Origin of the sequence: Streptomyces shenzhenensis (assembly GCF_021462265.1) — a bacterium.
In the GTDB taxonomy this organism is placed as follows: domain Bacteria; phylum Actinomycetota; class Actinomycetes; order Streptomycetales; family Streptomycetaceae; genus Streptomyces; species Streptomyces shenzhenensis.
Genome location: NZ_JAJONF010000001.1, coordinates 451,766 through 470,438 on the forward strand (window position 1 = coordinate 451,766; position 18,673 = coordinate 470,438).

At 72.0% G+C, this 18,673-nt stretch carries 17 protein-coding genes; 10 read left to right on the forward strand and 7 right to left on the reverse strand.

The window, feature by feature from the left end:
- Positions 1–9: 9 nt before the first annotated feature.
- Both LQ326_RS02140 and LQ326_RS02145 read right to left on the reverse strand, forming a co-directional pair.
- On the reverse strand, positions 10–600 hold the full coding sequence (locus LQ326_RS02140) for a TetR/AcrR family transcriptional regulator (protein ID WP_234531761.1): 591 nt from the start codon (positions 598–600) through the stop codon (positions 10–12).
- A 68-nt stretch (positions 601–668) separates the two neighbouring features.
- On the reverse strand, positions 669–1,976 hold the full coding sequence (locus LQ326_RS02145; protein ID WP_234531762.1) for an MFS transporter: 1,308 nt from the start codon (positions 1,974–1,976) through the stop codon (positions 669–671).
- Between the two features lie 261 nt (positions 1,977–2,237).
- Here LQ326_RS02145 and LQ326_RS02150 point away from each other — a divergent pair, with 261 nt between their 5' ends.
- The 3 genes from LQ326_RS02150 (at position 2,238) to LQ326_RS02160 (ending at position 5,532) form a co-directional block, all read left to right on the forward strand.
- Positions 2,238–3,203: a Dyp-type peroxidase gene (locus LQ326_RS02150; protein WP_234531763.1), complete on the forward strand. Its 966-nt coding sequence runs from the start codon at positions 2,238–2,240 to the stop codon at positions 3,201–3,203.
- A gap of 277 nt (positions 3,204–3,480) precedes the next feature.
- Positions 3,481–4,923: a GuaB1 family IMP dehydrogenase-related protein gene (locus tag LQ326_RS02155; RefSeq protein ID WP_234531764.1), complete on the forward strand. Its 1,443-nt coding sequence runs from the start codon at positions 3,481–3,483 to the stop codon at positions 4,921–4,923.
- Positions 4,924–5,079: 156 nt separating this feature from the next.
- Positions 5,080–5,532, forward strand: coding sequence for an Lrp/AsnC family transcriptional regulator (locus LQ326_RS02160; RefSeq protein WP_234531765.1), 453 nt, complete (start codon positions 5,080–5,082; stop codon positions 5,530–5,532).
- Between the two features lie 179 nt (positions 5,533–5,711).
- Here the strand turns inward: LQ326_RS02160 and LQ326_RS02165 are convergent, their stop codons facing one another.
- A complete protein-coding gene (locus LQ326_RS02165) occupies positions 5,712–6,452 on the reverse strand; it encodes a GntR family transcriptional regulator (protein WP_234531766.1) in 741 nt (246 codons plus the stop codon).
- A gap of 236 nt (positions 6,453–6,688) precedes the next feature.
- On the opposite strand from LQ326_RS02165, the gene LQ326_RS02170 reads away from it, so the two are divergent.
- The 5 genes from LQ326_RS02170 to LQ326_RS02190 all read left to right on the forward strand — a co-directional run bounded on the left by LQ326_RS02170 (position 6,689) and on the right by LQ326_RS02190 (position 12,179).
- Positions 6,689–7,849 carry an ABC transporter substrate-binding protein gene (locus LQ326_RS02170; protein WP_234531769.1) on the forward strand — a complete coding sequence of 387 codons (1,161 nt, stop codon included), beginning with the start codon at positions 6,689–6,691 and terminating at the stop codon, positions 7,847–7,849.
- The gene (locus LQ326_RS02175) at positions 7,846–8,745 is read left to right on the forward strand and encodes an ABC transporter permease (protein WP_234531771.1); all 900 of its coding nucleotides are present in this window, start codon (positions 7,846–7,848) and stop codon (positions 8,743–8,745) included. The genes LQ326_RS02170 and LQ326_RS02175 overlap by 4 nt, the downstream gene beginning before the upstream one ends.
- On the forward strand, positions 8,730–9,548 hold the full coding sequence (locus tag LQ326_RS02180) for an ABC transporter permease (RefSeq protein WP_234531773.1): 819 nt from the start codon (positions 8,730–8,732) through the stop codon (positions 9,546–9,548). The genes LQ326_RS02175 and LQ326_RS02180 overlap by 16 nt, the downstream gene beginning before the upstream one ends.
- A gap of 6 nt (positions 9,549–9,554) precedes the next feature.
- Entirely contained in the window at positions 9,555–10,619 is a 1,065-nt protein-coding gene (locus LQ326_RS02185) for an ABC transporter ATP-binding protein (protein WP_234531776.1), read from the forward strand.
- A 90-nt stretch (positions 10,620–10,709) separates the two neighbouring features.
- On the forward strand, positions 10,710–12,179 hold the full coding sequence (locus LQ326_RS02190) for an HAD-IA family hydrolase (protein WP_308401845.1): 1,470 nt from the start codon (positions 10,710–10,712) through the stop codon (positions 12,177–12,179).
- Between the two features lie 25 nt (positions 12,180–12,204).
- On the opposite strand, the gene LQ326_RS02195 is transcribed toward LQ326_RS02190, so the two are convergent.
- Complete coding sequence (locus LQ326_RS02195; RefSeq protein WP_234531777.1) at positions 12,205–12,393, reverse strand: hypothetical protein; 189 nt, start codon at positions 12,391–12,393, stop codon at positions 12,205–12,207.
- Positions 12,394–12,658: 265 nt separating this feature from the next.
- Between LQ326_RS02195 and LQ326_RS02200 the strand changes: the two genes are divergently transcribed.
- Positions 12,659–13,447 carry a carbon-nitrogen hydrolase family protein gene (locus LQ326_RS02200; protein WP_234531778.1) on the forward strand — a complete coding sequence of 263 codons (789 nt, stop codon included), beginning with the start codon at positions 12,659–12,661 and terminating at the stop codon, positions 13,445–13,447.
- 71 nt (positions 13,448–13,518) lie between these two features.
- Entirely contained in the window at positions 13,519–15,231 is a 1,713-nt protein-coding gene (locus LQ326_RS02205) for a flavin monoamine oxidase family protein (protein WP_234531786.1), read from the forward strand.
- A gap of 105 nt (positions 15,232–15,336) precedes the next feature.
- Here LQ326_RS02205 and LQ326_RS02210 read toward each other — a convergent pair whose 3' ends face one another.
- From LQ326_RS02210 to LQ326_RS02220, 3 genes are all read right to left on the reverse strand, one after another.
- Positions 15,337–16,266 (reverse strand): LLM class F420-dependent oxidoreductase, encoded by a 930-nt coding sequence (locus LQ326_RS02210; RefSeq protein ID WP_234531787.1) that lies wholly within the window; start codon positions 16,264–16,266, stop codon positions 15,337–15,339.
- A 93-nt stretch (positions 16,267–16,359) separates the two neighbouring features.
- A complete protein-coding gene (locus LQ326_RS02215) occupies positions 16,360–17,046 on the reverse strand; it encodes a DUF5995 family protein (protein WP_234531788.1) in 687 nt (228 codons plus the stop codon).
- Between the two features lie 124 nt (positions 17,047–17,170).
- Complete coding sequence (locus LQ326_RS02220; RefSeq protein ID WP_234531789.1) at positions 17,171–18,550, reverse strand: uracil-xanthine permease family protein; 1,380 nt, start codon at positions 18,548–18,550, stop codon at positions 17,171–17,173.
- Positions 18,551–18,673 lie beyond the last annotated feature (123 nt).

An 18,673-nucleotide genomic window follows, 5' to 3' on the forward strand; every position in this document is an offset into this window, starting at 1 on the left:
AAAGGGCTCTCAGGACCCGGTCGGCAGTGCCGCGTCGATCAGGACGGCGGCCGCCTCGCGGGCGACCGCGCCCGCCGAAGGGTCGCGGTCCATCCGCGCGGACACCCCGCCCCCGTCGTACAGCAGGTGCAGCCGGCGGGCGAGGCCCTCGGGATCCGGGGCGCCGGCGTCCCGGGCGAGGTCGGTGAACAGGGCCCGGATCCAGGCACGAGCGGCGTCGGAGGCCTCCTCGATGGCGCTGCCGTGCTTGGCCTCGGCGCTGGCCGCCACGAAGGCGCACCCGTGGTAGCTCTGCTCGGTGAAGAGCTCGGCCTGCGCGCCGAAGACGGCCAGCAGCCGGTCCCGTGGGGTGTCGGCGCCCTCGACAGCGCGCAGCAGCCGCTCGGTCACCCGGGCGTGCCGGGAGTCGAGGTAGGCGCGGATGAGTTGTTCCTTGCCGCCGAAGGTGTTGTACAGCGAGGCCTTGGCGACCCCGGCGCGCTCGATGATCCGGTCGATGCCGACCGTCTGCACGCCCTCCGCGTAGAACAGCTCGTTCGCCGCCGCGAGCAGCCGCTCCCGGGCCGTAGGGGCCTTGGCGGCGGTCAACGTCTTCGTCATGCCACTCACCTTCCCGACATCTTCAGTCTACGGCTGACCAGACCGGTCTACTCAGGCTCCTCTGCCCGTCATCGCGCCTGTGTGACGGGCTCTTCCTGCTCCGTGCGGACCGGGACCGTCTGCGGGCCGCCGGAGGTCACCATCACGCCGGGCCCGGTCTGCGGCCTGCCGCGCAGCAGCAGGGCGGCCAGGGCCAGCAGTGCCAGGGCGATGACCACCGCGCCGTACTCCTCGGAGGTCGGGACCAGTCCGCCCCCGTGCACCACCAGCGCGCCGGCGGCGACTGCGGGGACGCCCATGCCGAGGTAGGCGACCATGAACAGCAGGGACAGCACGCCCGAGCTCTCGTGGGGCCTGGTCAGCGGCAGCACGGTGCGGATGCCGCCCTGGAAGCCGCTGCCGAAGCCGACACCGGCGACGGCCGTGCCGAGGAAGAACAGCGCCGGTGCGCTCAGGTCCACGGCCACCAGGGTCAGGGCCACCCCGGCGACGAGTGCGCCGATGCCGGTGTACATCACGGTCGTGGCCCGGGACTGGCGCAGGGCGAGGACCGAGGCGGCCGAGACGACCGCGAGGACGAAGAGGCCGAGGCCGCCCCAGACCGCGGAGGTGGAGCCGACCAGGGTGCGGATCAGGGCGGGGCCGAGCGAGCCGTAGAACCCGGCGAGCGCCCAGACGGCGAAGATGACGGGTGCCGCGGAGAGGGCCGCGCCACGGACCGTGCGGGGCAGCCGGATCTCGGGGACCAGGCTGGCCAGGGCGCCCGGCTCCTTGGTGACGGTCTCGTCGATCAGGGCGACGGCGACCGCCTGGGCCGCGAACACTGCCAGCAGGCCGAGGTAGACGGTGTGGGTCGGCGCGGGCAGGTACTGCACCACGAAGCCGCTGACCAGCGAGCCCGTCGCGGTGCCGAGACCGGGGGCGAAGGCGTTCGCCACGGTGCCGCGGGAGCGGTTGAGGTCCATCATCGCGGCGCCGACCGCGCCGAGCGCGGCGCCGGTCGACAGGCCCTGGACGACGCGGGCGACGAGGAGTTCGCCGACGCCTCCGGCGGTGGAGAACAGCAGCATCGCGGCGGCCTGGGCGGCGATCGCGGTGATCAGGACCGGGCGGCGGCCGACGTGGTCGGACAGCTTGCCGAGGACCAGCAGGCCGGAGAGGACGGCGATCGCGTAGACGCCGAAGACGACCGTGGTGGTGATCGAGGTGAAGCCCCATTCGGCCTGGTAGGTCGCGTAGAGCGGGGTGGGCGCGCTGGAGGCGGCGAGGAAGGAGACGATGACGGAGGCGAGCAGGTAGAACGCCGCGCGCGGCGGGATCGGCCTGCGTGATGCCCTGGTGCGCTCGGTCCGCTCGTGTGGTGCGGGGTGGTTCATCGGAGATCCTTCGCGGGGACGGGGCCGAAGACCGTCGGTTCGGAGGTCCTTGGTGAGTAGACCTGTCTGTCTACCTTGCCTGCTCAACCCCATGGACAGGTCTGTCTATTCCGGCGGGCGAAGGTTTCTTCGGGAGTTCCGCGCACTCGGACGGCGCCCGCGTACGGAAGGCACGGCGGTAACCGTGTGGAGCGTCTTCATCGACTGGCCGCCGCGACCCCGAGGATGTGTACTGTGTGCCGATCACAACGGGAGGACGCGTTGACCACTGAACCCCAGTCCGTGCCGGGAGCCGAACCGCAGCCGGTGCTCGGTCCGTTGACCACCGCCGCGATTTTCCTGGTGCTCACCGTCCGTCCCGGCGGCGAGCAGACGGCGCGGGAGGTGCTGGGCGATCTCCGCGCGCTGGAGCGCAGTTTCGGGTTCGGCGCCCCGGAGGCCGCGCTGAGCGTCGTGGCCGGGGTCGGCTCCGCCGCCTGGGACCGCCTGTTCGACCACCCCCGCCCGGCGGACCTGCGCCCCTTCCGGCCGCTGGAGGGCCCCCGGCACACCGCGGTCGCCACCCCCGGCGACCTCCTGCTGCACATCCGGGCCACCCGCTTCGACCTGTGCTTCGGGCTCGCCGCCGAGATCATGCACCGGCTGCGCGACGCGGTGACCGTCGAGGACGAGGTGCAGGGCTTCAAGTACCTCGACGCCCGCGACCTGCTGGGCTTCGTCGACGGCACCGAGAACCCGGTGGGCGCCGCCGCCCGCCGGGCCGTCCTGATCGGCGGGGAGGATCCCGGCCATGCCGGCGGCAGCTACGTGGTCGTACAGAAGTACGTCCACGACCTCGACGCCTGGAACGCGCTGCCCGTCGAGGCGCAGGAGCGGATCATCGGGCGTACGAAGACCACCAACCTCGAACTGGCGGCGCCTGCCTCCCACGTGGACCTGAACACGATCACCGGACCCGACGGCGAGGAACAGCAGATCCTGCGGGACAACATGCCGTTCGGCAGCCCCGGCGGCGGCGAGTTCGGCACCTACTTCATCGGGTACGCCCGGACACCGGACGTCATCGAGCACATGCTGCGCAACATGTTCCTCGGCACCCCGGACGCCACCCACGACCGGATCCTCGACTTCTCCACCGCGCTCACCGGCACGCTCTTCTTCGTGCCCTCCGACGACTTCCTGGACGACCTGCCCGCGCTTCCCGAAGCCGGCGAGCGGGCACGGTGACACCGGTGTCCGCGCGGGTGACCGGCCCGGAGTGGCAGACCGCCCGGCGGGTGCTCACCGGCGCGTCCGCCGGCGAACCGGCGCTGCCCCTCGCCCCCGCCCGCGGGTGACGGGACGGCCCGCGGTGTCCCTGGAGGTTCCTCCAAGGAGGCTCTGACCTGGCTGGACGTTCGTCCCGGGCACGACGTACGGGTCCGCATGGGAGAATGAAGTACGTGCTCTTCCCCCTGGCCGGCCGGTCCGGGGGTCACCTCTGATCGACTGGGATGTGCGGCACGTGCGTTTCCTCAACGACATCCAGCCCGCCTACGACCTGACGTACGACGACGTGTTCATGGTGCCGAGCCGCTCCGCGGTCGGCTCGCGTCAGGGCGTGGACCTCGACTCGCCGGACGGCACCGGCACCACCATCCCGCTGGTCGTCGCCAACATGACGGCGATCGCGGGCCGGCGGATGGCCGAGACGGTGGCCCGGCGCGGCGGACTCGTCGTGATCCCCCAGGACATCCCGATCGACGTGGTCACCGATGTCATCACCTGGGTCAAGAGCCGTCACCTGGTGCTGGACACCCCGATCGTGCTGGCCCCGCACCAGACCGTCGCCGACGCCCTCGCCCTGCTGCCGAAGCGGGCGCACAACGCGGGTGTCGTCGTCGACGAGGACGGCCGCCCCGTCGGCGTCGTCACCGACCGGGACCTGACCGGCGTCGACCGGTTCACCCAGCTCACCGAGGTCATGTCCCGCGACCTGCTGCTCCTCGACGCGGACATCGACCCCCGCGAGGCCTTCAACAAGCTGGACGCCGCCAACCGCCGCTACGCCCCGGCGGTCGACCCGGACGGCAAGCTGGCCGGCATCCTCACCCGCAAGGGCGCCCTGCGCGCGACCCTGTACACCCCGGCGACCGACGCGAAGGGCAGGCTGCGCATCGCCGCCGCCGTCGGGATCAACGGGGACTTCGCGGACAAGGCCAAGCAGCTGCTCGACGCGGGCGTCGACACGCTCGTCATCGACACCGCGCACGGTCATCAGGAGTCGATGATCAGCGCGGTCAGGCTGGTCCGCGGCCTCGACCCGCACGTTCCGATCGCGGCCGGCAACATCGTCTCCGCGGAAGGGGTCAGGGACCTCGTCGACGCCGGCGCGGACATCGTCAAGGTCGGCGTGGGCCCGGGCGCCATGTGCACGACCCGCATGATGACCGGCGTCGGCCGGCCGCAGTTCTCGGCGGTCCTGGAGTGCGCCGCCGAGGCCAGGAAGTACGGCAAGCACGTGTGGGCCGACGGTGGTGTCCGGCACCCGCGTGACGTCGCCATGGCGCTGGCCGCCGGCGCGTCCAACGTGATGGTCGGGTCCTGGTTCGCGGGCACCTACGAGTCCCCGGGCGACCTCCAGCAGGCCGCCGACGGGCGGCTGTACAAGGAGTCGTTCGGCATGGCCTCGGCGCGGGCGGTGCGCAACCGCACGTCGGACGAGTCGGCCTACGACCGGGCCCGCAAGGCGCTCTTCGAGGAGGGCATCTCCACGTCCCGGATGTACCTCGACCCGGCCCGCCCGGGTGTGGAGGACCTGATCGACTCGATCATCGCGGGGGTGCGGTCGTCGTGCACGTATGCGGGTGCGGGGTCGCTCGAGGAGTTCGCCGAGAAGGCGATCGTGGGGATCCAGAGCGCGGCGGGGTACGCGGAGGGCAAGCCGCTGCACGCGAGCTGGAGCTAGGCGCCGCTGTCCGGTGCGGGTCCGGCGCGGCCTGTCGCGCGGTTCCCCGGGCTTGTCGGGGCGCCGCCCGCTCCTGGGCGGCCTCGGGCTCGTGTTCTACTTCGTGTACGGCCAGCGCCGGTCCCGTCCTGCACGACCTGAGAGCTGAACAACCCCTTGCTGAACGATCTCGACGAACGCATCGTGCACGCCCTCGCCGAGGACGCCCGCCGCTCCTACGCGGACATCGGGCAACTGGTCGGCCTGTCCGCGCCTGCCGTCAAACGGCGCGTGGACCGGCTGCGCGCCACCGGGGCGATCACCGGATTCACCGTACGGGTCGATCCGGCGGCCCTCGGCTGGAAGACGGAGGGGTTCGTCGAGATCTACTGCCGGCGCAACACGTCGCCCGAGACCATCCAGCGGGGGCTGGAGCGCTACCAGGAGGTGGTGGCCGCGTCGACCGTCACCGGGGAGGCCGATGCGGTCGTGCAGGTCTTCGCGTCGGACATGCGGCACTTCGAGAGGGTGCTGGAGCGGATCGCGGGGGAGCCGTTCGTGGAGCGGACCAAGTCGGTGCTGGTGCTGTCGCCCCTGCTGAGGAGGTTCTCCTCGGGGGCGCCGGGGTGAGAGCGGGGGAGAGGCCGGTGGCGCGGTGGTGCGCCGGGTGCGGCTGATTCGTGGCTGGTCGCGCAGTTCCCCGCGCCCCTTCAGGGCGCGGTACCACCGCGGGCCAAGCGGCGCGGGGAACCGCGCGAACAACCCCCACCGGCCCGCATCCGGCCCACCACCGCACCCCCCGGTCACCTCTACTCGGCGGTCTTCCTCGCCAACGCGTTGTTCCCGATGGAGTTGTGCACACTGAAGCTCACCGCGTCCGACCGGTAGCGGTCGTCGGACCACTCCACCGGCCGCCCCTCCCGCGTCGTCGTCACCCGCCGCACCCGCAGCAGCGGGCTCGTCCGGCGGATGCCGAGCAGCTCGGCATCCTGTGCCCCCGCCGCCACCGCGTCTATGACGTGCTCGCCGTACGCGAAGACCAACCCCTTGTCCTCGTACAGGCGTTGTGTGACCGAGGGGCACTGCGGCTCTATCGCCTCCACCACCGCGGAGATCCAGTCCGCGTACACCGTGCGCTCCAGCAACACCGGTTCGCCGTCCAGCCCGCGTACCCGCAGTACATGCAACACGGGCGTGCCGGTGCCGAGTTGGAGGCGAACGGCGTCCTCCTGGGTAGCCGCCCGGTACCCCTGGGAGACCACCTGCCCCGTCGCCTCACGGCCCATCGCCCTCGCCCACTGCGCGAAGCTGCGCAGTTCCGCGAAGCTCTGGCTGCGGCGGCTGGCCAGCACCACTCGGCGGGCGCCCTGGCGGGAGCCGATCAGCCCCTCGGCGGTGAGCGCGGCGACCGCCTGGCGGACCGTGCCGCGGGAGACGCCGTACTCCGCGGCGAGTTGCGTCTCCGAGGGCAGCCGACTGCCGACGGTGTACTCCTCGCGGTCGATGGCGCGCCGCAGTTCGTCGGCGATCTCCTCGTGTCGCGCCGTCATGCTTCCCCTCTGAGTAGGCCGCTGTGCACAGCGTGACCAGCCTAATCGACGTCCCCGGCGGTTTCGTGCCAGCTCCGAACCGGCCAGGACTGTGCAGGGAATTGGGGTTCAGGATTTATGCGGCGTTCACGTTGCCGACACCCACGCCGGGCGTACTGGGGCCAACTTGTTCAGACAAGTTTACTCGGCGCCGTCCACGGCGCCACTCACCCTCGTGTGTACTCCCTGGAGAGACCGTGCCCGTGTCCCTGCCGAGAACCGCCCTCCTCGGCGGCTCCCTCGCCGCCGTAGCCGCGCTCGCCCTGAGCGGCTGCGGTGCCGCTCCCGACAACGCGTCGTCCACCACCTCCGGCGGCAAGAGCGCCGCCACCGCCACCTCCGCCGCCGACCTCGGTGGCATGGACAAGCTGATCGCCGCCGCCAAGAAGGAGGGCACGCTGCACATCATCGCCGTGCCCCGCGACTGGGCGAACTACGGCGCCATCATCGACGGCTTCCAGAAGAAGTACGGCATCAAGATCGAGGACGAGAGCCCCGACGGATCCAGCCAGGACGAGATCAACGCCGTGACGTCGCGGAAGGGGCAGGACCGGGCCCCGGACGTGCTCGACCTCGGCTCGTCGTTCGCGCTCAGCGCGGCCCAGCAGGGGCTGCTCGCGCCCTACAAGGTGACCTCGTACTCCGACATCCCCGAGGGTCAGAAGGACGGGCAGGCCCGCTGGTACAACGACTACGGCGGCTACATCTCGATCGGCTGCGACGCGAAGCGGGTCAAGGCCTGCCCGACCACCTTCGCCGACCTGCTCAAGCCGCAGTACAAGGGCCAGGTCGCCCTCAACGGCAACCCGACCAAGTCCGGCTCGGCGTTCGGCGGCGTCTATGCGGCGGCGCTCGCCGAGAAGGGCTCCTTCGACGACATCCAGCCGGGTCTGGACTTCTTCGCCAAGCTGAAGAAGAACGGCAACTACACGCCCGTCGAGTCCACCCCGGCCACCGTCGAGAAGGGCGAGACGCCCATCTCCATCGACTGGGACTACCTGAACGCCGGTTACGCCGACGAGTTCAAGTCCAAGGGCGTGGACTGGAAGGTGTCGATCCCGAGCGACGGCCAGTACGCCCAGTACTACTCCCAGGCCATCAACAAGGACGCCCCGCACCCGGCGGCCGCCCGCCTGTGGCAGGAGTACCTGTACAGCACCGAGGGCCAGAACCTGTGGCTCAAGGGGTACGCGCGTCCGGTCCTGATGTCCGCCATGGAGAAGGCCGGCACCCTGGACAAGACCGCCGCCGCCAAGCTGCCCGCGGTCACCGGCACGCCCGCCTTCCCGACCGAGGCCCAGCAGGACAAGGCCAAGACGGTGCTCACGACGGGCTGGTCGAAGGCCGTCTCCGGATGACGGCCACGCTCACGCGGGCCGACGTGGTGTCCGCCGCTTCCCAGAAGCGGCGGCGCCGCGCCCCCGGCTGGATCGCCGTGGTCCCGCTCCTCGTCTTCACGGCCGTCGCCTTCGGGCTGCCGGCCGTGGCCATGCTGAACGGCGCCTTCACGGTCAAGGACCCGACGAGCGGGGTCTCCTCGTACACCGGGCGCAACCTCACCGACTCACTCCAGGGGCCGTACCTCACCGCGCTCGTCGGCAGCGTGAAGCTGTCCGCGCTCTCCGCCCTCATCGGCGCCGTCGTCGGGCTGCCGCTCGCCCAGGCCGTCGTCAGCTCGCGCTCCCGGGCACTGCGTGAGGCCGTGCTCACCGCCTCCGGTGTGCTCGCCAACTTCGGCGGCGTGCCGCTGGCGTTCGCCTTCGTGGCGACCCTCGGCAACGCCGGTGTGCTGACCGTGCGCCTGCACCTCGCGGACCACGGCTGGGACCTGTACAGCTTCTGGGGGCTGGTCCTCGTCTACCTGTACTTCCTGATTCCGCTGATGGTCCTCACCATCACCCCGGCACTGGACGGGCTGCGGGCGCAGTGGCGGGAGGCCGCGCTCAACAACGGCGCCACCGGCGTGCAGTACTGGCGGTTCGTGGCCCTGCCCGTGCTCGCGCCCTCGCTGCTCGGCGGGCTCGTGCTGCTCTTCGGCAGCGCCTTCGCCGCCTACGCCACCGCCGCCGCGATGGTCGGCAGCGCGGTCCCGCTGGTCACCCTGCAGATCGCCGACGCGCTCTCCGGCAACGTCCTGGTGGGCCAGGAGAACGTAGCCCTCGCCCTGAGCCTGGACATGGTGCTGGTGGCCGGCGTGGTGATGGCCGTGTACCTGCCCCTGCAACGACGGAGCGCGCGATGGCTCGACGCCTGACCCCCTGGCGCTGGGCCGTCCTCGGCCTGGCCGCCCTCTACTTCCTGGTCCCGCTGGGGGCCTCCGTCCTCTTCACGGTGGACGTGCCCGGCCAGGGCGTCACCTTCGACGCCTACACCCAGATCCTGTCCGCCGACGGGTTCGTGTCCAGCCTGTTGCTCTCACTGGAGCTGGCGGTCGCCACCATCGCCGTCGTGCTGCTGCTGACGGTGCCCGCCGTGGTCGCCCTGCGGCTCAGCGCGCCCAGGCTGCGCCCCGTGGTCGAGATCGTCTGCTCGCTGCCGCTGGTGGTGCCGCCGATCGCGTTCGTCGCCGGTATCGCGAGCGTGCTCAAGTGGGGGCCGGACCACCTCTCCCGGACCCCGCTCTTCGAGACCTTCGTCGCCATCCAGAACCCGGGCTTCCCGGTCGTCCTGGTCCTCGCCTACGTCGTGATGGCGCTGCCCTTCGTCTACCGGGCACTGGACGCCGGACTGCGCGCGATCGACGCGCGCACCCTCGTCGAGGCCGCCCGCAGCTGCGGCGCCAACTGGCCGCAGGCCCTCGTCCGCGCCGTCTTGCCCAACCTGCGGGGGGCGCTGCTCAACGCGGCCTTCCTCACGCTGGCCCTGGTGCTCGGCGAGTTCACCGTGGCGCGGCTGCTCGGCTTCGAACCCTTCGCCGTGTGGATCTACGACGTCGGCGGCTCGCAGGCCCAGATGTCCGTCGCCGTCTCCGTGCTCAGTCTCCTGGTGACCTGGGCCCTGCTCCTCGCGCTCGCCGGTGCCGGCGGCCGTGACCGTACCGCTTCCTCCCGGGGATGAGACACCATGACCACCGCCACCCTTGAGAAGGCCGCCACCGTCGAGTTCCGGTCGCTTCGACGTGAGTTCGGCGCCACCGTCGCCCTCGACGGCCTCGACCTGACCGTTCACCAGGGCGAGTTCCTCGCCCTGCTCGGCCCGTCCGGCTGCGGCAAGACCACCGCGCTGCGCATGCTCGCCGGGTTCGAACACCCCGACTCCGGCGCCGTGCTGGTGGACGGCGAGGACGTCACCCGGGTCCCGGCGCACCGCCGTGACGCCGGGATGGTCTTCCAGTCGTACAGCCTCTTCCCGCATCTGAACGCCGTCGACAACGTGGCCTTCGGAATGCGGATGCGCAAGGTGCGCACGAGTGAACGGCGGGCGCGGGCCGCCGAGTTGCTGGAGCTGGTCGGGCTCGGTGACAAGGGGGAGCGGTTCCCGCACCAGCTCTCCGGCGGCCAGCAGCAGCGCGTCGCGCTGGCCCGCGCCCTGGCCCTGCGCCCCCGCGTGCTCCTCCTCGACGAGCCGCTGTCCGCCCTGGACGCCAAGGTCCGGCTCAGCCTCCGTGAGGAGATCCGCCGGCTCCAGCGGGAACTCGGCATCACCACGCTGTTCGTGACGCACGATCAGGAGGAAGCGCTGTCCATCGCCGACCGGGTCGCCGTGATGCGCGCCGGGCGGCTCGAACAGTGCGCCGAACCCGCCGAGCTGTACGGCCGCCCGGCCACCGCCTTCGTCGCCGAGTTCGTCGGCACGATGAGCCGGATCCCGGGGACGGTCAAGGACGGCTCGGTCGAGGTGCTCGGGCAGCGGCTGCCGGCCGACGGGCAGGCGCCGGCCGCGGGCGAGGTCGACGTGCTCGTGCGGCCGGAGGCGGTCCAGGTGCGCGCGGACGGCGCCGGTACGGCCACCGTCGTCGCCACCGCCTTCCTGGGCGCCGTCGTCCGGGTCACCGTACGGCTGGCCGACGGCACCGAGGCCAAGGCCGACCTGCCCGCCCACGAGGCCACCGGGCTGGGCGCCGGATCAGCCGTGAGCGTGTCGCTGCCCGAGCGGCCGGTGCTCGTGGCGGAACGCGTCCGGAAGTAGCGCATCCACCAGGCCAGCAGTGCATCTACCAGCCGGCAGTGCGGCAGCCCGTAGCGCTTCCGCAGGCCGGCAGTGAGGAACGACGACGACGTGACCCCCCACCCACGACTCCCGCACACCCAGGTTCCGGCCCGCCCGCCCTGGGCCGTCCTGTTCGACATGGACGGAACGCTCGTCGACACCGAGCGACTGTGGTGGGAGGCGGTGGAACAGGTCGCCGGGCGGCCGCTCACCCGGGCCGACGAACCCGAGGTGCTCGGCCGGCCGGTGGAGCACACCGCTGGCTGGCTCGCCGCCGCCACGGGCAGGCCGGCCGCGGCTCTGGCGGCCGGCCTGCACCGGGAGTTCGCGGCCCGCGTCCGCACCGGCATCGTGCCCCGCCCCGGCGCCCTCGACCTGCTGGACGCGCTGGCCGCGGCCGGCGTCCCCACCGCCCTGGTCACCGCGTCCCCACGCGCGGTCGCCGACCTCGTCCTCGACGCCCTCGGCCCGGACCGGTTCGCCGTCTCCGTCACCGCCGACGACACCGGCCGCACCAAGCCCGCCCCCGACCCGTACCTGGCAGCCTGCCGCGCCCTCGGCGTCGACCCGGCGGCCTGTGTCGCCGTCGAGGACACCGAGACCGGGGTCGCCTCCGCCGAGGCCGCCGGATGCGCCGTGCTGGCCGTGCCCTCGCTCGCCCCGATCGGCGGCGCGCCCGGCCGGACCGTCCGTGACACGCTGGTCGGGGTCACCCCGAGGGAGCTGAGCGAGATGGCCGTCCCGGAACTCCGCGTGATGTCCTGGAACCTGTGGCTCGGCGGCCGCCCGGTCGACGACCACCGGGCCAAGCAGGTCAAGGCCATCATGGACGCGGGCGCGGACGTCGTCGGCCTCCAGGAGACCGCCGGGACCAGCGCGCGAGAACTCGCCGACGCCCTCGGCTGGGACCACCACACGGCGGGCGAGAACCTCGGGATCATCAGCCGCTTCCCGGTCACCGCCCGCCTGGGCGACCCGGACGTCGGCTTCTACGGAGCCGCCGGGGTGCGGATCGCCGTCCGCCCCGGCCGCGAGGTCGAGATCTGGACCGCGCACCTGCACTACACCCCGTACGGGCCCTACGAGTTCCATTTCGACGGGCTCGGCGCCGACGAGCTGATCGCCCACGAGGAGGTGCGGCTCGGGCAGATGCGGCAGGCCCTGCGGCGGATCGGGGACCCGGAGGTGCCCGTGGTGCTCATGGGGGACTTCAACTGCCCCTCCCACCTGGACTGGCCGGCGGTCCAGTGGCCGGTGACCAGGGCCGCGGAGGAGGCCGGGTTCCGTGACTCCTACCGGGAGGCGCACCCGGACCCGGCCGCCGCGCCCGGCCACACCTGGTCGCCGATCCACCCGGTCCACGAGGACGGCGGCGGACGGCCCGAACCCCAGGACCGGATCGACTACGTGCTGCACAGGGGACTGCGCGTGCTCGACTCCCGGACCTTGATCACCGGGAACCCGGCGCCCTGGCCCGAAGTGGCGGGCAACGACTGGCCCTCCGACCACGCCGCCGTCGTCACCGTGTTCGCCGTCTGATCCCGCGGCGGGCGCCGTCCGCCCGTCAGGGAGCCGCGTCCGGTGCGGCCTGGCTCGGCGCGCCGCCCAGCCGGTCGTGGAGCTCGCCGCGGACGCCGGCCTGCCGCTCACCGTCGGACGCGTGCCGCCCGGCGATCGCGCAGAGGCCGGCCCGGTACGGACCGATCCGTCGCGCCGGCCCGGTACGGACCGATCCGTCGCGCCGGCCCGGCACGGACCGATCCGTCGCGCCGGCCCGGCACGGACCGATCCGTCGCGCCGGGCGGCACCGGCCGGCCCGCCGCCACCCCGAGCCGCGGAAGGAGATCGTGGAGCGGCCGCGGGAGCTCCGCCCCCGCGCAACGAATCGCCGCCGTACCCCCGTCGCACGCAACGAACCGCTCACCGGCACGCAACGGCTCCTTCTTGTCCGGCCCGGCCCGCCGACCGTACGGTCTAAACGGCCCCCCAGACCCCCTTTCGTACCGGTGAGGACCCGCATGCGCACCGCCCTGCTCCAGAGCTCCGGCCGCCCCGGCTCGACCGCCGAGAACCTCAAGGTGCTCGACGCCGCCGCCGGCCGGGCCGCCGCCGCGGGTGCCGCGCTGCTCGTCGCCCCGGAGATGTTCCTGACCGGCTACGCGATCGGCGACGACATCGCCCGCCTCGCCGAGCCCGCCGGCGGCGACAGCGCGGACGCGATCGCCGGGCTGGCCCGCCGGCACGGCCTGGCCGTCGCCTACGGCTACCCGGAGCGCGACGGTGACCGCGTCCACAACTCCGCCCAGCTGATCTCCGCCGACGGGACCCGGCTCGTGAACTACCGCAAGTCCCACCTCTTCGGCGGCTTCGAGCAGGACCACTTCACCGCGGGTGACCAGCCGGTCGTCCAGGCGGAGCTGAACGGTCTCACCGTCGGGATCATGATCTGCTACGACGTGGAGTTCCCGGAACTCGTCCGCGCCCACGCCCTGGCCGGCACCGACCTGCTGCTGGTCCCGACGGCGAACATGCACCCGTTCGAGCTCGTCGCCGAGTCCCTGGTCCCGGTGCGGGCCTGGGAGAACCAGATGTACGTGGCGTACGCCAACCGCGTCGGCCAGGAAGGGGAGTTCGAGTTCTTCGGGCTCTCCACGCTGGCCGGACCCGACGGGGTCGCCCGCGCCCGCGCCGGCCGCGGTGAGGAACTCGTCCTCGCCGACCTCGACCCCGCCCTGCTCGCCGCCTCCCGCGAGGCGAACCCGTATCTGAAGGACCGCCGCCCCGGCCTCTACGGGTCCCTGATCTGACCTCTCCTGCTGCTCTTCCCCTTCCCCCGTTCTCGCTCTTCTTCCAGCTTTCCGCAAGGAGTCCGTACCCCATGACGTCCACGGTGCCCAACGCCGTCGAGCACGCCGACGAGCAGCAGCCGCCGATCACCATGTTCGGCCCGGACTTCCCGTACGCCTACGACGACTTCCTCGCCCATCCGGCGGGCCTCGGGCAGATCCCGGCGACCGGGCACGGCACCGAGGTGGCCGTCATCGGCGGTGGCCTGTCCGGCATCGTGGCCGCCTACGAGCTGATGAAGATGGGCCTGAAGCCCGTCGTGTACGAGGCCGACAGGATCGGCGGCCGGCTGCGGACCGTCGGCTTCGAGGGCTGCGACCCCTCGCTGAGAGCCGAGATGGGCGCGATGCGGTTCCCGCCGTCCTCCACCGCGCTCCAGCACTACATCGACCTGGTGGGCCTCGAGACCCGCCCGTTCCCCAACCCCCTCGCGGAGACGACCCCTTCGACCGTCGTCGACCTCAAGGGCGAGTCGCACTACGCCGAGACGATCGACGATCTCCCGCAGGTCTACCGGGATGTCGCCGACGCCTGGAACAAGTGCCTGGAGGAGGGCGCCGACTTCTCCGGCATGAACCGCGCCATGCGCGAGCGGGACGTGCCGCGCATCCGCGAGATCTGGGCGAAGCTCGTCGAGAAGCTCGACAACCAGACCTTCTACGGCTTCCTCTGCGACTCCGAGGCCTTCAGGTCCTTCCGGCACCGCGAGATCTTCGGCCAGGTCGGCTTCGGAACGGGCGGCTGGGACACCGACTTCCCCAACTCCATCCTGGAGATCCTGCGGGTCGTCTACACGGAGGCGGACGACCACCACCGCGGCATCGTCGGCGGCTCCCAGCAGTTGCCGCTCCGGCTCTGGGAGCGCGAGCCGGAGAAGATCGTGCACTGGGCGTACGGGACCTCGCTCGCGACCCTGCACGAGAACGGCGCGCCCCGCCCGGCCGTGACCCGGCTGCACCGCACCACCGGCAACCGGATCACCGTGACGGACGCGGACGGCGACATCCGTACCTACCAGGCGGCGATCTTCACCGCCCAGTCGTGGATGCTGCTCTCCAAGATCGCCTGCGACGACTCGCTCTTCCCGATCGACCACTGGACCGCGATCGAGCGCACCCACTACATGGAGTCCTCGAAGCTGTTCGTGCCGGTGGACCGGCCGTTCTGGCTGGACAAGGCCGTCGACGAGAGGGGAGAGCCGACGGGCCGGGACGTCATGTCGATGACGCTCACCGACCGGATGACGCGCGGCACCTACCTCCTCGACGACGGCCCGGACCGGCCCGCCGTCATCTGCCTCTCCTACACCTGGTGCGACGACAGTCTGAAGTGGCTGCCGCTGTCCGCGCACGAGCGGATGGAGGTGATGCTGAAGTCACTCGGCGAGATCTACCCGAAGGTCGACATCAGGAAGCACGTCATCGGCAACCCGGTGACCGTGTCCTGGGAGAACGAGCCCTATTTCATGGGCGCGTTCAAGGCCAACCTGCCGGGCCACTACCGCTACCAGCGGCGCCTGTTCACGCACTTCATGCAGGACCGGCTGCCGGCCAACAAGCGGGGCATCTTCCTCGCCGGCGACGACATCTCCTGGACGGCGGGCTGGGCCGAGGGCGCCGTCCAGACCGCGCTGAACGCGGTCTGGGGCGTCATGCACCACTTCGGCGGAACGACCGACCCGGCCAACCCCGGCCCCGGTGACGTCTACGACGAGATCGCGCCGGTCGAACTCCCCGAGGACTGACCGGCGGAGGACCGACCGGTCGGGGGCTGACCGGCCGATGACTGACCGGTCGGGGGCTGACCGGCCGATGACTGATCGGCCGAGGACTGACCGGCGGAGGACCGACTAGACCCCGGCCGCCCGCGCCTTCTCGTACACCTCGGCGGCGACGTCCTTGAGTTCCCGGGCGTCGCGCGGGGTGGCCTGGAGGTCGATGAGGATCTCCTCCAGGCCGACCGCCGCGTGGGCCACGAGGTCCTCGACGATCTGGTCGACGCTGCCCTGGAAGGGACGGCGGTCGGAGCCGTCGTAGGCCTTGAGGGTGTACACGGCGTTGACCCGCAGGACCGTCTCGATCGGTTCCTGGCGGCCGCGCTCGGCCGCCAGGTCCCGCAACTCCCGCCACTGCGTGGCGAGCTGCTCGGCGCCCATGCCGACGGGCAGCCAGCCGTCCGCGTGGTCGACCAGCCGGCGCAGGGCCTTCCCGCCGTGCGCGCCCAGCATGATCGGGATCGGCCGGGCGGGCTTGGGGCCGACCACGGCGGAGGCGATCTTCGTGATCCGCCCGTCGTAGTGCACGGGGTCGGGGCCCCATACCGCGCGGCACACCTCGATGATCTCGTCGAGCACCCGGCCGCGCTCCTCGAACGGCCGGACACCGGCCGCCGCGTACTCGTCGAGGGACCAGCCGGTGCCCAGGCCCGCCACCACCCGGCCGCCGCTCGCCGCGTCCAGCGAGGCCAGCGACTTGGCCAGTTGGAAGGGGTTGTGCAGGGGCGCCACCAGCACGCTGCTGCCCAGCCGGGCCCGCTCGGTGACCGCGGCGGCGAGGGTGAGCGTGACCAGCGGGTCGGCCACGCCCCGGTACCGCTCGGGCCAGGGAACTCCCTCAAGGCCGTACAGCCCCTGGGTGGCGGGCTCCGGGAACAGCGCACGCTCGAAGACCCACAGGCTCTCGTAGCCGATCCGTTCGGCGGCGCGTGCCACGTCGGGGACGTCGGTGCCGAGGGAGTACTGCCGCATCTGGGGAAGCGAAAGGCCGAGCCGGACGGTCATCGGTGCTCCTTTGCAGTCGGGTACCCGCCGTGAACGTACGGCCGTCGGCCGTGGATTCCGGTCACGGCTCGCGGCCGACCGGATCCGGCCACCTCAGCCGCCCAGCGGCGTGAGCAGCATCCGGCCCGCCAGGCCCACGGCCGCGTCCAGCCGCTCGGTGAACTCCTCGACCAGGTCCTCGAACCCGCGCAGCGCCCACAGCGCTCTGGCCGCCGACCAGGTCGCGTCCCGGGCCCGCTCCAGGCTCCAGGAACCGATCAGATGGGTCAGCGGATCGGCGATCTGGAGCAGGTCGGGCCCCGGCATCAGATCCTCGCGGACGCGCTCCTCCAGCGAGACGAGCAGGTCGCCGACACGGTCGAACTCATCCTCCAGATCGGCCGGTTCGCAGCCGAGCGTACGGCAGGTGTCGACCACGGCCAGCGCCAGGTCGTGCCCGATGTGCGCGTTGACGCCGGCCAGCGCGAACTGCAGTGGGCGGACCCCGGGATGGCGGCGGAACTGGAACAACGGCCGCCAGCAGGCCGGGGGCCGGCGGCCGGTTGCCTCCGCCGCCACGGCGGCCAGGTAGCGCTCGGCGAACCGCACGTCGAGGGTGGCCGCGGCCCCGGGGTCCGTGAACCCGCCCGCGTCCAGGCGCCGTTCCACCTCCTCCGTGACGGCGAGGTACACCCGGTTGAAGACCGCGATCCCGTCCCGCTCGGGCAGTTCCGCGTCCAGGGCGCGCATCCGGGAGACGACGGTGCCGACCGGGGCGGTGAGGTGCTGCGACTGCGCCATGGGGGAAGGGTCCCAGCCCCGGCCCGGCCCGCGCGGCGACGGGCCCGGCGCTTCCCCGGAACGGGGGAACGGACCCGCCGGAGGGCAGTGCGGCCGCGCCGGGCGGGAGGGGGGCGGTGCCTGCCTACGGCCGGGTGTCGTCGTAGGAGCTGGTGCCCTCGTCGAGGAGCGGTTCCCGGCCCTTGAGGTGGGCCGGGGCCATGGCACGCAGGGTGTGGTAGCCGATGATGACCACCAGCGTGCCGAGGGCGATGCCGCTGAGGGAGAAGGTGTCGGTGAACTGCATGCTGACGTTGCCGACGCCGATGATGATGCCGGCGGCCGCCGGGACCAGGTTCAGGGGATTGCGCAGATCGACCTCGGCGTGCAGCCAGATCTGGGCGCCGAGCAGGCCGATCATGCCGTAGAGGATCACCGTGATGCCGCCGAGGACCCCGCCCGGGATCGCGGCGACGACCGCGCCGAACTTGGGACAGACGCCGAAGAGCAGCGCGAAGCCGGCGGCGGCCCAGTAGGCGGCGGTGGAGTAGACGCGGGTCGCGGCCATCACGCCGATGTTCTCGGAGTAGGTGGTGTTGGGCGGGCCGCCCACGGCGGTGGAGAGCATCGAGGCGACGCCGTCGGCCGAGATCGCCGTGCCCAGCTTGTCGTCCAGCGGGTCACCGGTCATCTCGCCGACCGCCTTGACGTGCCCGGTGTTCTCGGCGACCAGGGCGATGACCACCGGCAGGGCGACCAGGATCGCCGACCACTGGAAGGACGGGCCGTGGAAGGACGGCAGCCCGATCCAGTCGGCCTTGCCGACGCCGGAGAGGTCCAGGCGCCAGTGGTCGGTGACCTTGCCGCTCGGGCTCATGGAGTGGATCTTGCCGAAGACACGGTCCAGGGCCCAGGAGAGGACGTATCCGAAGACGAGGCCCAGGAAGATCGCGATGCGGGACCAGAACCCACGCAGACCGACGAGGGCCAGACCGGTGAACGTCATCACCAGCAGGGCCGTCCACTGGTCCTGCGGCCAGTAGGTGGAGGCGGTGACCGGCGCGAGGTTGAAACCGATCAGCATCACCACCGCGCCGGTGACGATCGGCGGCATCGCGGCGTGGATGATCCGGGCGCCGAAGCGCTGGACGGCCAGCCCGATCAGGAACAGCACGGCGCCGACCACCAGGATCGCGCCGGTCACGGTGGCGCTGGTGCCGCCCTGCGCGCGGATGACGGCGGCCACTCCGACGAAGGACAGCGAGCACCCCAGGTAGCTGGGGACCCGGCCGCGCGTCGCCAGCAGGAAGATCACCGTCGCGACGCCGGACATCATGATCGCGAGGTTGGGATTCAGGCCCATCAAAACCGGGGCGACGAACGAGGCGCCGAACATGGCGACCACATGCTGGGCGCCGAGCCCGATCGTGCGCGGCCAGGAGAGCCGTTCGTCGGGGCGTACCACCGCTCCGGGCGCGGGCGTGCGCCCGTCGCCGTGCAGTTTCCAGCGGACGCCGAGATCCATGGGGGTTTCACTTTCCTCGTACGTGAAGACGGTCCGGACCATTGTCACGGCTGTCTCGTGGTTCTCCGCTCACATGGTCCTGTTCATGGACCGCGTTCACGTATCTGATGTCGGGTGGTGGTT

Excerpts from the sequence above, each read along its gene's own strand:
- LQ326_RS02140 (WP_234531761.1), bottom strand. The coding sequence starts at position 600 with ATGACGAAGACGTTGACCGCCGCCAAGGCCCCTACGGCCCGGGAGCGG.
- LQ326_RS02145 (WP_234531762.1), bottom strand. The coding sequence starts at position 1,976 with ATGAACCACCCCGCACCACACGAGCGGACCGAGCGCACCAGGGCATCA.
- LQ326_RS02165 (WP_234531766.1), bottom strand. The coding sequence starts at position 6,452 with ATGACGGCGCGACACGAGGAGATCGCCGACGAACTGCGGCGCGCCATC.
- LQ326_RS02175 (WP_234531771.1), top strand. The coding sequence starts at position 7,846 with ATGACGGCCACGCTCACGCGGGCCGACGTGGTGTCCGCCGCTTCCCAG.
- LQ326_RS02180 (WP_234531773.1), top strand. The coding sequence starts at position 8,730 with ATGGCTCGACGCCTGACCCCCTGGCGCTGGGCCGTCCTCGGCCTGGCC.
- LQ326_RS02185 (WP_234531776.1), top strand. The coding sequence starts at position 9,555 with ATGACCACCGCCACCCTTGAGAAGGCCGCCACCGTCGAGTTCCGGTCG.
- LQ326_RS02200 (WP_234531778.1), top strand. The coding sequence starts at position 12,659 with ATGCGCACCGCCCTGCTCCAGAGCTCCGGCCGCCCCGGCTCGACCGCC.
- LQ326_RS02205 (WP_234531786.1), top strand. The coding sequence starts at position 13,519 with ATGACGTCCACGGTGCCCAACGCCGTCGAGCACGCCGACGAGCAGCAG.
- LQ326_RS02210 (WP_234531787.1), bottom strand. The coding sequence starts at position 16,266 with ATGACCGTCCGGCTCGGCCTTTCGCTTCCCCAGATGCGGCAGTACTCC.
- LQ326_RS02215 (WP_234531788.1), bottom strand. The coding sequence starts at position 17,046 with ATGGCGCAGTCGCAGCACCTCACCGCCCCGGTCGGCACCGTCGTCTCC.
- LQ326_RS02220 (WP_234531789.1), bottom strand. The coding sequence starts at position 18,550 with ATGGATCTCGGCGTCCGCTGGAAACTGCACGGCGACGGGCGCACGCCC.